Raw genomic sequence first — 13,211 nt, forward strand, 5'->3', positions numbered from 1 at the left:
CCGGAGCCTGCGAGCGCCGCGGCGGCCAGACCGGTCGCGCCGATCCCGAGGATCTTGACGGCGCCCGTCGTGACCTCGCCCTTGGCCAGAGCGCTCAGATGCCCCTTGAAACCACGGGACGACGACGACCCGGCCAGGTCGTCGTAGGCGCCGAGCAGCCCGGAGCCCGTCCCCGCGAGCAGGGCGGCGGTGCGCAGCCGTCCGGTCAGGCCGGGGGTCAGCAGGGTCGCCGCGGCGGCCCCGGCGAAGAACGCGGGCCCCTCCAGCAGCGTGACGGGCTCGCCGCGATGGTTGACGCGGCCCCACACCTCGTCGCCCTTGAGCCCGTTCATCCCCGGCGGACGCCGGGTGAGGCCCGTGTAGGCGGCACGTGCCGCGGCCGCGCCGAGCAGCCCGCCGATCAGAAGTCGCTTCATCAGTGCACCGCCGGAAGAGGAGTGGGCAGGTAAGCGTCGGCGCTGTCGGCGTTGCCCCACTGGCCGGTCTTGCCGTCCATCTCCGAGTCCAGGGCGATCACCACGACGTTCTGGCCGGTGACCCGGTCGGCGGCGTCGACGGAGGAGACCGTCTTCTCGACGGAGGAGGAACGCAGCGCGTTCAGGAAGCCGTTGGTCCCGGCGGAGCTCAGGCTGCCCGCGGCCACGGTGCCCTTGTCGTTGCCGTCGAGCGCGGCGGTCAGCGAGATCAGCGCCTTGTTGTCCGCTTCGGCGGTGCCGCCGTCGCTGACGGGGTCCTTGGGTGCGATCACGACGGCGAGTGTGGCACGCGCGGTGGGGGTTCCGCTGAAAGTCAGCAAACCTGCTTCCTTGAAGGAGCTCAGCGTGGTGCCCGCGCCGACCTCCTCCCGGCCCTTCTTGGCGGCGTCCTTGGTGACGAGCACGTTCGCCAGGACGGCGGCGGCCTTGTCGTGGGCCGAGGCGTCCGTCGCGAAGTTCAGCGCGGCGGGCTTGCTGGACAGCGCGATCTGGTCGACGAGCGCGACCTGGCTGGGGTCGAAGTACTTGTCCTGCAGGCTGACCCAGCCCGACACCGAGCCGTTCGCGGCCGTCACGGCCCGGCTGACGCCGGTGCGCATCGCGTCGTCGGCGCCCGGAGCCAGCACGAGCACCACCGACTCGCCCGCGAGCCGCCGAGGCAGCACGTACTGGGTGGTCGCCGCGCCGTACTCGTTCTCGCCCTCCAGCTCGTCCTGCTGGTTCAGGGTCTTCACACGCAGTTCGTCGTTGTGCTTCTGCACCACCGCGGTCGTGTTCTGGGCGGCCTTGTCGACGACCTCGCGGACCTTGCTGGTCGAGCCGACCAGCAGTCCCACGGCGAGCGCGAGGAAGACGGCGACGATCGAGACGAGGTGGTAACGGAAATCGATCACGTGAAGTATCCGGTCAGCCAGAAGAGGAAGGAGTGCCAGCGCTCCACCAGCACCGGGAGGAACACCTCGCGCAGCGGCGAGACGGAGATGGCGGTCACCATGGTGACCAGGGCGGCGGCCACGAGGACGAGCAGCGCGGAGGAGGAGATCCGGCTGCGGTACAGCAGGCTCACGCCCTTGGCGTCGACCAGCTTGCTGCCCACCCGCAACCGGGTGAGGAACGTGCTGGACATGCCGGCGCGGCCCTTGTCGAAGAACTCGACCATGTTCATATGGGTGCCGACCGCGACGATGAGCTGTGCGCCCTTGTCGTCGGCCAGCAGCATCGCGCAGTCCTCACTGGTGGCGGCCGCGGGGAACACCACCGCTTCCCGGCCCAGCTCGTGGACGCGCTGGAGGCCGGGCGCGCGGCCGTCCCGGTAGGCGTGGACGACGATCTCCGCGCCGCACGTCAGCGCCTCGTCGGAGACCGAGTCCATGTCACCGACGATCATGTGGGGCTTGTAGCCGGCCTTGAGCAGGGCGTCCGCGCCGCCGTCCACGCCGATGAGGATCGGCTTGTACTCGCGGATGTAGGGGCGCAGCGCCGCGATGTCCTCGCGGTAGTGATAGCCGCGCACCACGATCAGGGTGTGCCTGCCCTCGAAGTCCGTCGCGACGTCCGGGACGCCGACACCGTCGATCAGCAGGTCCTGCTCGCGTTTGACGTACTCCATCGTGTTGGCGACGAACGACTCGAGCTGGGTCGACAACCCGGCCTTCGCCTCCACGATCGCCTCGTCGATCGTCTCGGCGGTGTGCCGGATGCCCTTGGCGACCACGTCGTCGTCGACGTAGACGGCGTCGCCGTCCAGCCGGACCGTGGTGCCCTCCGACAGCTTCTCGAAGATCTCGGGACCGACGTCGTCGAGCAGCGGGATCCCGGCCTCGACCAGGATCTGCGGGCCGAGGTTGGGGTACCGGCCCGAAATGCTCGGCGCGACGTTCACCACGCCGCCGACCCCGCAGGAGACCAGCGCCTCGGCGCTCACCCTGTCCAGGTCGACATGGTCGATGACGGCGATGTCGCCCGTCGCCAGGCGTTTGGTCAGGGTCTTGGTGCGTTTGTCGAGCCGGGCCGTGGCGACGACACCGGGCCGGTCGTCGACGGGGCGGCGGCGTCCCAGCCCGAACAGCCGCGACGCCCGCAGCCTGGGCCGCGGGCTCTCATCCGCGTCGGTCCCCGATTCACTCATTGCCTTCTCATCCTGCCAGAGCTGATCACCTGACCGGGGCAGGCGGAAGAGATCAGGCGTGTCCGTGCTTGGCCTGAGCCGCGATCGCCAGTAGCTCCTCGGCGTGCGCACGCCCCAGCTCGCTGTCCTCGAGTCCGGCGAGCATACGCGACAGTTCACGCACTCTGCCGTCCGAATCCAAGGCTGTCACACCACTGCGGATCACGGTACCGTCATTCGACTTCTCCACCAGCAGGTGCTGATCGGCGAAGGCCGCCACCTGCGGCAGATGGGTGACCACGATCACCTGCGCGGTGCGGGCCAGCTTCGCCAGCCGGCGGCCGATCTCGACCGCGGCCTTACCGCCCACACCCGCGTCGACCTCGTCGAACACGAAGGTCGGCACCGGGTCGGCGCCCGCGAAGACCACCTCGATGGCGAGCATCACCCGCGACAGTTCACCCCCGGAGGCGCCCCGGTTGAGCGGCAGAGCGTGCGCGCCCGGATGGGCGGCCAGCCGCAGCTCGACCTCGTCCACACCGTGCGGGGTGAAGTCGGCGGTCGGGGTGATCGCCGCGACGATCAGCGCGTGCGGCATCGCCAGCGCCGTCAGCTCCTCGGTGACGGCCGCCGAGAACTTCTCGCTCGCGGCGACCCTGACCTCGGTGACCTTGGCGGCCAGCTCGGTCAGCCTGACCAGGAGGTCCTCACGTTCGGCCTCCAGTTCGGCGATCGTGTCGTCGTCGCCGTCCAGCTCCGTCAGCCGGGCGGCGGCGTCCCGCGCCCAGGCCAGGACGTCGTCGACGGTCAGGCCGTACTTGCGGGTCAGATGGTTGACGACGCTCCTGCGCTCCTGGACCGCCGCCAGCCGCTTCGGGTCGGCCTCGACCGACTCGGTGTAGGAGGCCAGCTCACCGCCGATGTCGGAGATCAGATACCCGGCCTCGGCCAGCCGGTCGGCGAGCACCGCCAGCGCCGGATCGTGGTCGCGGACCGACTCCAGGGCGGAGCGCGCCGTCCCCAGCAGGCTGGTGACGTCGGCGAGGGCGTCCATGTTCGACGGGTCGCCGAGCAGGGCCTCGTGCGCGGTGTTGGAGGCGTGGCGGAGCGCGTCGGCGTGGGCGAGGCGCTCGTCCTCGGCGGCCAGCTCGACGTCCTCGCCGGGCCGGGGATCGACCCGTTCGATCTCCTCCAGGCCGAACCGGAGCATGTCGGCCTCGGCCGCACGCTCGCGCGCCTTGGTCGTCAGCTCGGCCAGCAGCGTCGTGATCTCCTTGTGCCGCTGGTAGGCGGACGCATAGGCGCGCAGCGGCTTGGTCAGCTTGTCGCCCGCGTAGCGGTCGAGGGCGGCGCGCTGGCGGCCCGGCTGGAGCAGCCGCTGCTGGTCGGACTGGCCGTGCACGGCCACCAGATCGTCGGCGAGGGTCAGCAGGGTGCTGACCGGCACCGAACGGCCGCCCAGGAACGCGCGGGACCTGCCCTCACCCGAAACGGTCCGGGTGAGGATCAGCGCGCCCTCGTCGAGCTCGCCGCCCGCCTCCTCGATCCGGGTGATGGCCCTGCCGGCCGGGTCGATCACGATCCGGCCCTCGACCGACGCCTTGTCCGCGCCGGGACGCACCCGCTGCGGGTCGGCGCGGCCGCCGAACAGCAGGCCCAGGCTGGTCACGACCATCGTCTTGCCGGCGCCCGTCTCGCCCGTCACCACGTTGAAACCCGGGGACAAGTCCAGGACGGCCTCGTCGATGACGCCGAGGCCCTGGATCCGTACCTCTTCGACCATGGGTCTCAAGGTTCACCTCGATCAAGTTACGGAGATCTCTGGAGGGAAGGTTATCGCTCTTATGTGCGAACGCGCCCCCGCCAACCGGCGACGGGCAACCCGAACTTCGTCACAAGCCGGTCGGTGAAGGGGGTCAGATTGAGGCGGGCGAGCCGGACGGGGATGTCGCTGCGGCGCACTTCGACCCGCGCGCCCGGGCTGACGTCCAGGGTGCGGCGGCCGTCGCACCACAGGACGGCGCCCTCCGACTCCTGGGTGATCTCGATCGCGACCGTGCTGCTCGGCGCGACCACCAGCGGCCGGGCGAACAGCGCGTGCGCCGCCATCGGCACCACCAGCATCGCCTCGACCTCCGGCCAGACGACGGGGCCGCCGCCGGAGAACGCGTAGGCCGTCGAACCCGTCGGAGTGGCGACCACCACACCGTCGCAGCCCCAGTGGGACAGCGGACGGCCGTCGATCTCGGCGACGACCTGGACCATCCGCTCGCGGCTCGACTTCTCCACCGACGCCTCGTTCAACGCCCACGTGCTGTCGGTGACGTCGCCGTTGCGGCGGACCGTCACATCGATCGCCATCCGCTCCTCGACCTCGTAGTCGCCGCTGACCACGCGGTCCGTCATCACGCCCAGGTCTGCGCGTTCGGCCTCCGCGAGGAAGCCGACATGGCCGAGGTTCACGCCCAGCAGGGGGGTGCCGATGCCGCGGGTCAGCTCGGCGGCGCGCAGCAGGGTGCCGTCACCGCCCAGCACGATCACCATCTCGGCGCCCTCGGCGGCGCTCGGCTTGGCCGGGTAGGCCTCGACGCCGCGGCAGTCGATGTCGGCGGCCTCGTCCTCCAGCACCCGGACGCCGATCCCCGCCGCCTCCAGCCGCTTGATCACCAGCTTGGCGCTGCGGACCGCGCCCTCCCGGCCCGTGTGCGCCATGATCAGGACACTGCGTCCGGTCACTGCGGGCCCTCCGCTACCGCCTTGTCGAGCATCGACTCCTCCAGCGCGGGCTCGCCCGCCCGCAGCCACAGAAAGTACTCGACGTTCCCCGCGGGCCCCGGCAGCGGGCTCGCCGTGACGCCCCGCACCCCGAGCCCGAGCGTGCCCGCGTGGGCGGCGACCAGGCGGACCGCCTCCTTGCGGAGCTCGGGATCGCGGACGACACCGCCCGCGCCGACCTTCGCCTTGCCCACCTCGAACTGGGGTTTCACCATCATCACGTAGTCGGCGTCGGGGGCCGAGCACGCCTGGATCGGGGCCAGCACCTTGGTGAGCGAGATGAAAGAAAGATCACCCACGATCAGGGTGGGCGGCTCGCCGACGTTCTCCGGGGTCATGTCGCGGATGTTGAGGCGCTCGACGACCGTGACGCGCTCGTCCGTCCGGAGCGACCAGGCGATCTGGCCGTAACCGACGTCCACGGCCACCACGTGGGCGGCGCCCGCGCGCAGCAGGACGTCGGTGAAACCGCCGGTCGAGGCGCCCGCGTCGAGGCAGCGGCGGCCCTTCACGTCCAGGTCGGGGAAGCCTTCCAGCGCGCCCGCCAGCTTGTACCCGCCCCGTGAGACGTACTCGAAGCCGTCCTCGGCCTCCTCCACCACGATCGCGACCGACAGCTCCACCTGGGTCGCCGGCTTGGTCGCGGCCAGACCGCCCACCTTGACCCGGCCGTCGGCGATCAACTGGCCCGCGTGCTCACGCGAACGGGCCAGCTTGCGGCGGACCAGCTCGGCGTCAAGACGTTTACGGCTCACGGGCGATGCTCCCGGTGGATGAGGTGCGCGGATACGGGACGGCTCGTGATCACTGGTCCTGCTCGGCGTCGAGGACGTCCTGGAGGCTCTGGTGCACACGGTCGAACAGGGCGACATGACCGGCGACAGGGGTCCGCGGCAGCTCCGCCAAGGTCTCCAGCACGGCATCGACCCGGTCGTCGCCGCTCGCCACCCGATCCATAGCCGTCCTCTCCGTCTGCCGTCGCCCGAACCGGTCGGTCGGGGTCTGCTGTTCGACGCGCCGTGAGTCGCACGGCACTAGCAAGAACGCTACCGTCCTGAACCGACAACGTTGCCGACGAGTGGGGGAAACACACAGTCATGGCCACCGAGGAACAGGTCCGCGAGGCCCTCGACCAGCTCGCGGCCCGGCTGAGCCAGGTCGATCCCGACCAGTGGAAGCGGCACGCCGTCGACCGGACGGTGAGCTGCCGCGTCCCCGATCTCGGTCTGGCCTACCAGACCGCGATCTCCCCTTCGGGTCTGGCGCCGTTCACCCCGTGCGCCGACCCGCGCGCCTGCCAGGTCAGGCTGACGGCGGCCAGCGCCGACCTGCTCGCCCTGGCCGCCGACGAGGTCAGCCCCGCGAAAGCCTGGGCGACCGGCAGACTCAAGATCGAAGCCAGTTTCACGGACCTGCTCCGCCTCCGCAAACTGCTCTGAGCGTCGGCGGAGCGGGCCCGAGCGTCAACCCTTGATCACAGGGCGAGCACGGCGAGCGACTTCTCGACGGCCTCCCGGGGCGCGGGCAGCGGATTGCGCCAGGCCGCGGCGGCGAGGGCGCGCAGCCCGTCCCACGGGTCGCCTTCGCCGGACAGTTTGATCTCGCCCCAGTCCCAGGTCGCGGTCCAGCCCGCGCAGGTGGCGGCGTCACCGACGAGCGCGGCCTCGGCGTGCTCGACGAGCAGGCCGTCGAGGTTCGCGGCCAGATAGGTGGGCCGCTGCTCGATGGGCGCCGTCAGCGCCGTCAGCGGGTCGGTCACCCCGGTGAAGACCAGCAGGCTGTCGGCCCGCCCGTTGTAGGCGCCCTCGATGTCGGTGTCGAGCCTGTCCCCCACGACCAGGGGCCGCTGGGCTCCCGTCCGCAGGATGCTCTCGCGGTGCAGCGGCGGCTCCGGCTTCCCGGTGACGATCGGATCGACCCCCGTCGACGCCCTGATCACCTCCGAGAGCGCCCCGTTGCCCGGCTTGGGCGGCCCCGACCCGTCCGGGATGCTCAGATCCCGGTTGGACGCCACGAACAGCGCGCCGAGCTGCACCGCCTGCGCGCCCTGCGCCAGCGCCCCGTAGTCCAGCCGGGGATCGAATCCCTGCACCACGGCGACCGGCCCTTCCGCCACGGTGGAGACCGGCCGCAGCCCGCGCGCGTAGAGCGCCTGCCGCAGCCCCATCCCGCCGACGACGAGGACCTTCGCGCCCGGTTCCAGCTCCTCGGCGAGCAGCCGGGCCGCGGCCTGCGCCGAGGTCACCACGTCCTCGACGGCGGCGGGCACCCCCACCTGGCCGAGCAGCGCCGCCACGGCGCTGGGCGTCCGGGAGGCGTTGTTCGTCACGAACGCCAGCCGCACCCCCCGTTCCCGCACCTCCGCGAGGGCCTCCGCCGCCCGCGCGATCGGCCGCTTCCCCGCATAGACGACCCCGTCGAGGTCGAGCAACAACACGTCATACCCGTCAACCAGCACAGCACCCTCCACCGCTCACCGACCCACCCCCCGATCCTGACACCCCACCCCCGGGTGACCCCCACCTCACCCCCTCCTTCACCCCCGAACCGGGGCCGGGCGAGCCGGGGGCCGGGGGACGGTCAGCGGCGGGCGTTCAGGGTGGCTCTGGCGTGGCGGAGGGCGGTGGCGTAGTGCTTGTTGTCGGGGCGCATGGCGGCCGCGAGGGCCAGGTACTCGGTGGCGGATTCGTAGGAGCCGAGCCGGGAGAGGGACAGGCCCAGCGCGAAGAGGGCGTAGTCGTCGGCGGGCGCCGTGGCGACGATGGAGCGGAAGCAGTCGGCGGCCTCGGCGAAATGGCGGGCACCGAAGTGCGCCCGGCCGAGGGCTTCACGGATACTGGGGGAATGAGGTTCGGCATCGGCGGCCCTGGTCAGGAGCTGCACAGCGGCGGCCGCGCTACCCGCGGCGAGCAGACCAAGCCCGCGTTGGTACCAGTCGTAGACGTCTCCGGTCGGTTCGTGGGGGGAATCAGGGGAATCGCCCGAACCTTGGATCAAGACATGCACCTCCCATACGACTCATTGCCTAACATGCCCGCCAATGAACGCCTCTGATCTCCGGCCGGGTCTCGAGTTGGCCCCTATTTCCGGTGTGCGCTTCTCGTCCTCGGTCGTCGGCGATCTCGAGGCCGTCACCTGCCCGCCCTACGACCTGATCGACGAGGAGGATCTGGCGCGGCTGCGGGCGGGCGGCGCCCACAACATCGTCCAGGTCACCCTGCCCGGCGGCGACTACGCGGCCGCAGGACGGCTGCTGCGCTCCTGGCTGGAGTCCGGGGTCCTCACCGTCGACGGGCCCCCTGCGCTGTACGTCTACGAGGAGAGCGGTCCCGGCCGGTTGCAGCGCGGGCTGCTCGGCGCGGTCGGGTTGCGCGCCGAGTCCGAGCGGGTGGTGCTGCCGCACGAGGACGTCTACCCGGGCCCCGTCCGGGACCGGCTGGCCCTCATGTCCGCCACCCGCGCCAATCTGGAACCGATCTTCCTCACCTACCAGGGCGACGGCCCTGCCAGCGATCTGCTGGACGCCACCGCCGACCACACCCCTCCCCTCCTGGAGATCACCGCAGCGGACGGCACCAGCCACCGCCTCTGGCGCCTCTTCGACGACGGCACGATCGCCGCCGATCTCGCCCCCCGCCAAGCCCTGATCGCCGACGGCCACCACCGCTACGCCGCCTACCGCGCCTACCAGGCCACCCACGGCGGCGCACCGGGCCCCTGGGACTACGGCCTGGCCCTGCTCGTCGACACCCTGCGCCACCCCCCGCACCTGGGCGCCATCCACCGCGTCCTCCCCCATCTGGACCCCCACCGGGCCGCCGCCCAGGCCCGCACCTCCTTCAAAGTCACCTCGCTACCGACCACGCCGCCCGCGTCGCCCCCTGGCCGTGGCCGACCGACGACCGGTTCGACCGCTCCGGGAAGCGTGGCCTCCGCAGCCACCGGCCCCGCAAGCTCCACCCCAGAAGGCGACGCCTCCCCAGAGGGAACGGCCTTCCGTGAGGGAGGGACCGTCGGGGGGATCTCGGTCGAGGCGCTGGAAGCGGCGGTTCAGGAGCTGGCGGGGGTGCCGGAGGGGATTCTGCTGGCGGGCGGGGGCAGGTTGTGGTTGTTGAGCGACCCCTCGGCGGAGCGGTTGGAGGCGGTGATGCCGAAGGAGCGGTCGGCGCGATGGCGGGCGCTGAACACCGCGATCCTCGACCATCTGCTGATCGGGGACGCGTGGCGCGTCACGCCCGACGAGCACAGCGTGCTGGTCGTGCACGACGATCCGGTGCACGCCGTCGCCAAGGCGGCGCGGACCGGTGGCACGGCCGTCATCCTCAACCCGCTGACGGTGCCCGAGATCATGGAGCTGGCAGCCGGGGGCGAGCGGGTGCCGCGCAAGTCCACCTCCTTCGGCCCGAAGCCCCGCACGGGGCTGCTGATGCGGCTGCTCGCCTGAACACCTCTCCCCGGCGGGGCGGCGGCGACGGCCACCGCCCGCCGAGGAGATCGGCGGAGGCCGTCAGAAGGGCGGTTCGGGGACGAGATCGGCTTCGTCGGCGTCGACGTAGATACGGACGAGGCGCAGGCCGTTGGGGGTGACGTGGGGTTGGCGGCGCAGGGTTCCGCGGATCTCCAGGAGCGAGCCAGGCGGCCATTTCCTGCCGGGTTCCAGCAGGTCGGGATTGTGGGTTGCGCACGGAAAGGTGGAGGTGGCGGCCGGATCGTCAGGGCTCGGCGCCGGAACCGTCAGACGCCACTCCAGCAGAGCCGTGGCCACGACGGCGGGGGTGGTTCTGGGCGGGCCGGCGAGCTTTCCGCAGAGCAGCACCTCGTTGAAATACGGGTCGTTCACTGAAAACCTCCTCTGGAGTGCCACTGTGAGCACCCCCACGCTCACAGAAAACCGAGAAGATCGTTTCTGGCCCTGTGGACAACCACGGCCGACCGCACGAGGAGGACGGCATGGCGAACCTCATCACCCCGCTCGGACACGACGTCTACGAGATCGACACCCAGATGGCCGGCTACCAGGGCATCACCGCCGGTTATCTGATCCTCGGCGACCGGCCCTGCCTGATCGAGCCGGGCACCGCCGGTTCCGCCCCGATCGTCCGCGACGCCCTCACCTCCCTCGGCGTCGACGCCGCCGACCTCGCCACGGTCGTGGTCACCCACATCCATCTCGATCACGCGGGCGGTGTCGGCGACATCGCCGCGATGTACCCGCAGGCCGAGATCGTGGTCCATGAGCAGGGCGCCCGCCATCTGGCGTCCCCGGAACGGCTGATGCGCAGCGCCCGGATGGTCTTCGGCGACGCCCTCGACACCCTGTTCGGCGAGCTGAAGCCGACCCCCGCGGAGCGGATCGTCTCGGTCGCCGACGTCGGGGTGATCGACCTGGGCGGCGGACGGCGGTTGGAGTCGTACTACTCCCCCGGCCATGCCCGCCACCATGTCGGCCTGCTCGACTCGGTCTCCGGCGACCTGTACGTCGGCGACGCCGCCGGTCTCTACATCCCCGAGACCGCCGACGTCCGCCCCGCCACCCCGCCGCCGGACTTCGACCTGGACACGGCCGTCGCGTCCCTCGACCGGTTCCGTGAGCTCCAGCCCACCCGGCTGCTGTTCGCCCACTACGGCCCCGTCACCGACGTCTCCCTGACCCTCGACCGCTCCGAGGAGGAGCTCCGCCTCTGGGTCGAGATCGTCAAGGAGGCCGCCGACGAGGGATTGGACGTCGACCACGCCGTCGCGATGGTCCTGGACCGCACCGCCGACCGCTACAAGACCGCCGACGCCGCGCCGGAGGTCCGGGAGAAATGGGAGATCCTGAACAGCACGGCCAGCAACGTCGCGGGGATCATGCATGCGCTCCGCACCTGAGGATCACCCCCGGAACGGCCCGGTGACCTCGAACGTGACGCCGTCCGTGCCCAGGATGTTGCCGCTGGCGCCGCGCTGGGACGAGAAGTACAGCCGCTTCCCGTCGGGCGAGAACGCCGGACCGGTGATCTCGGACTTGTCGTGCCCGTTGACCCGCAGGAACGGTGTGACGACGCCCTCCGGCGTGATCAGATTGATCTCCATGTTCCCGCCGTCCTCCGCGATGTACAGGTCGCCGCCCGGGGTGCCGGTGATGTTGTCGACGCCGGTCAGCGGCGGGGTCCCGGTGACGAGGTCGTCGTCGTAGGCGATGCCGAGGGTCCGTGCGGCGGCGTCGTAGGCCCAGACCCGGCCGTCGCCCTTGGTGGTGAAGTAGCAGATCCCGTCGGCGTAGTAGCAGCCTTCGCCGCCGCTGAACCGCAGCGCGCCCGCGACCTGGTTCCTGGTGGGCGTCAGCCAGAACTCGGGGTTGGGGACCTTCTTCCAACCGACGGGGCCTGGCGCCGTCCCGACGAGGACTTCGAGGGTCCCCGCGGACAGGTCGCCCCACGTCTTCGGAGTGAACCGGTAGAAGCAGCCGTCCGTCTGGTCTTCGGTCAGGTAGACGACGCGGTGGTCGGGGTCGCAGGCGGCGGCCTCGTGCTTGAACCGGCCCATCGGCCGGCGGACCTTCGCCGCTTTCACCCCGTAGGGGTCGGTTTCGAAGACGAGGCCGAGGTCGTGCTCCTCGCAGGAGAGCCAGGTGTTCCAGGGGGTCGCGCCGCCCGCGCAGTTGAGCTGGGTGAGATTGAGGGTCCGGTAGGCGGCGGTGACGGTGCCGTCGGCCGCGAACCTGACCGCGGAGACCCCGCCGACCAGCGGGACCTCGGAGTTGCTGCAGTAGATCCAGCCGTCGCCGTCGGGGAAGCAGGCGCCGCCGTCGGGCGCCGGATGCCACAGATGGCCGGTCCCGGCGACGGGCTGCATCGACCGGGCGATGATCCGGCTGGTGAACCCCGCCGGAAGCTGGACGCCCCGCGCGTCGATCGCGCCGAGGGCTCCGTACGGCCCCGCGCCCGGCTGGGCGGGCCCGGCGAAAGCGCCCTGCCACAGCCCGCCGACGAATGCCGCGGTCCCTCCGCCCACCACCGCGCCCCGCAGGAATCCGCGCCGTCCGACCGTCCGCATGGCCACCTCATTCACGAGAGTTCTTCATGTCCGCCGGAAGTCGACCATGATGGCCCGCGCCAGACCACACCAGCCCGGTGAATATCGCGCGAATCATCCGGCCGGTCAATGCCTCGGGAAGAACCTCGTGGAAAGCGAAGAGCCCGGTGCGGGGCACCGGGCTCTCGGTCACTCTTCTTCGATCTCGCGGGTGTCCTCAGGCGGCGCCTGGAAGACCGGGTTGGCCGGTTCCGCGGGCGGCTCGGCGGCCGGCTGCGGCTCCTCCTGCGCGGGCGGGGCCTGGAAGGTCAGCGCGAGCGGGTCCGTCGCGGACGGCAGCGCCGGCTCCTCGGGGTCGTCGTCGTCGGCGGCTTCCTCGGTGTCGACGATCGACAGGCCGTCCAGCGCCGCGTAGCGCTCGGCGGCGTCGAACTCGTCGTCGCGGTCGGCGGCGGCGGCGCGCAGGAACCAGTCCTTCGACTCGTTTTCGCGGCCCGCCTCGACGAGAGCGTCGGCGTAGGCGTAGAACAGCCGCGCCGACCAGGGGCGGAGACGGCGGTCCTTCAGCTCGGGCATCTGCAGGGCGACGACGGCCGCGTCGAACTGGCCGAGGTCACGGCGCGCACCGGACTCGACGATCTTCAGTTCGATCCGCTCCTCCTTCGGCAGCTCGGCCACCTCCGGGGAGCGGGCGATGTCGAGGGCCCGCTCGGGACGGCCGAGGCCGCGCTCGCAGTCGGCCAGGATCGGCAGGTAGAGCGCTTCACGGCCGGGCAGCCGGCGGGCGGCGCGCAGCTCCGACAGCGCCTCCGACCAGGCGCCCGCGTGGTAGGCGG

At 71.4% G+C, this 13,211-nt stretch carries 13 protein-coding genes and 2 pseudogenes; 3 read left to right on the forward strand and 12 right to left on the reverse strand.

All coding sequences use genetic code 11. The annotated features are described in order from the left end of the window. The 7 genes and pseudogenes from ACYVE7_RS17410 to ACYVE7_RS17440 all read right to left on the reverse strand — a co-directional run. Positions 1-416: pseudogene (locus tag ACYVE7_RS17410) on the reverse strand (hypothetical protein); the annotation flags it as partial. Continuing rightward, positions 416-1,369 (reverse strand): copper transporter, encoded by a 954-nt coding sequence (locus ACYVE7_RS17415; RefSeq protein ID WP_460365766.1) that lies wholly within the window; start codon positions 1,367-1,369, stop codon positions 416-418. The gene ACYVE7_RS17415 and the pseudogene ACYVE7_RS17410, both read right to left, overlap by 1 nt. Beyond that, positions 1,366-2,604, reverse strand: a complete 1,239-nt coding sequence (gene steA, locus ACYVE7_RS17420; RefSeq protein ID WP_460365767.1) for a putative cytokinetic ring protein SteA — start codon at positions 2,602-2,604, stop codon at positions 1,366-1,368. Before steA ends, ACYVE7_RS17415 begins: the two co-directional genes overlap by 4 nt. 52 nt (positions 2,605-2,656) lie before the next feature. Further along, positions 2,657-4,366: a DNA repair protein RecN gene (gene recN, locus ACYVE7_RS17425; RefSeq protein ID WP_460365768.1), complete on the reverse strand. Its 1,710-nt coding sequence runs from the start codon at positions 4,364-4,366 to the stop codon at positions 2,657-2,659. Between the two features lie 59 nt (positions 4,367-4,425). Continuing rightward, positions 4,426-5,319, reverse strand: a complete 894-nt coding sequence (locus ACYVE7_RS17430) for an NAD kinase (protein WP_460365769.1) — start codon at positions 5,317-5,319, stop codon at positions 4,426-4,428. Beyond that, positions 5,316-6,113 carry a TlyA family RNA methyltransferase gene (locus ACYVE7_RS17435; protein ID WP_460365770.1) on the reverse strand — a complete coding sequence of 266 codons (798 nt, stop codon included), beginning with the start codon at positions 6,111-6,113 and terminating at the stop codon, positions 5,316-5,318. Before ACYVE7_RS17435 ends, ACYVE7_RS17430 begins: the two co-directional genes overlap by 4 nt. Positions 6,114-6,162: 49 nt before the next feature. Further along, entirely contained in the window at positions 6,163-6,315 is a 153-nt protein-coding gene (locus tag ACYVE7_RS17440; protein ID WP_460365771.1) for a hypothetical protein, read from the reverse strand. Positions 6,316-6,455: 140 nt separating this feature from the next. On the opposite strand from ACYVE7_RS17440, the gene ACYVE7_RS17445 reads away from it, so the two are divergent. Beyond that, positions 6,456-6,797, forward strand: a complete 342-nt coding sequence (locus ACYVE7_RS17445) for an SCP2 sterol-binding domain-containing protein (protein ID WP_460365772.1) — start codon at positions 6,456-6,458, stop codon at positions 6,795-6,797. Positions 6,798-6,832: 35 nt separating this feature from the next. On the opposite strand, the gene ACYVE7_RS17450 is transcribed toward ACYVE7_RS17445, so the two are convergent. Both ACYVE7_RS17450 and ACYVE7_RS17455 read right to left on the reverse strand, forming a co-directional pair. Further along, a complete protein-coding gene (locus tag ACYVE7_RS17450; RefSeq protein WP_460365773.1) occupies positions 6,833-7,816 on the reverse strand; it encodes an HAD-IIA family hydrolase in 984 nt (327 codons plus the stop codon). A gap of 122 nt (positions 7,817-7,938) precedes the next feature. Further along, the gene (locus tag ACYVE7_RS17455) at positions 7,939-8,364 is read right to left on the reverse strand and encodes a tetratricopeptide repeat protein (protein WP_460365774.1); all 426 of its coding nucleotides are present in this window, start codon (positions 8,362-8,364) and stop codon (positions 7,939-7,941) included. Positions 8,365-8,398: 34 nt separating this feature from the next. On the opposite strand from ACYVE7_RS17455, the gene ACYVE7_RS17460 reads away from it, so the two are divergent. After that, positions 8,399-9,802 (forward strand): DUF1015 domain-containing protein, encoded by a 1,404-nt coding sequence (locus ACYVE7_RS17460; RefSeq protein ID WP_460365775.1) that lies wholly within the window; start codon positions 8,399-8,401, stop codon positions 9,800-9,802. A gap of 63 nt (positions 9,803-9,865) precedes the next feature. Here the strand turns inward: ACYVE7_RS17460 and ACYVE7_RS17465 are convergent, their stop codons facing one another. Then, positions 9,866-10,198 (reverse strand): hypothetical protein, encoded by a 333-nt coding sequence (locus ACYVE7_RS17465; protein ID WP_460365776.1) that lies wholly within the window; start codon positions 10,196-10,198, stop codon positions 9,866-9,868. Positions 10,199-10,308: 110 nt separating this feature from the next. Between ACYVE7_RS17465 and ACYVE7_RS17470 the strand changes: the two genes are divergently transcribed. Continuing rightward, complete coding sequence (locus tag ACYVE7_RS17470; RefSeq protein ID WP_460365777.1) at positions 10,309-11,229, forward strand: MBL fold metallo-hydrolase; 921 nt, start codon at positions 10,309-10,311, stop codon at positions 11,227-11,229. Positions 11,230-11,232: 3 nt separating this feature from the next. On the opposite strand, the gene ACYVE7_RS17475 is transcribed toward ACYVE7_RS17470, so the two are convergent. Further along, a complete protein-coding gene (locus ACYVE7_RS17475) occupies positions 11,233-12,396 on the reverse strand; it encodes an alkaline phosphatase PhoX (protein WP_460365778.1) in 1,164 nt (387 codons plus the stop codon). 168 nt (positions 12,397-12,564) lie between these two features. Next, positions 12,565-13,211, reverse strand: a pseudogene (locus tag ACYVE7_RS17480) (hypothetical protein); the annotation flags it as partial.

Source organism: Actinocorallia lasiicapitis, from assembly GCF_054778695.1.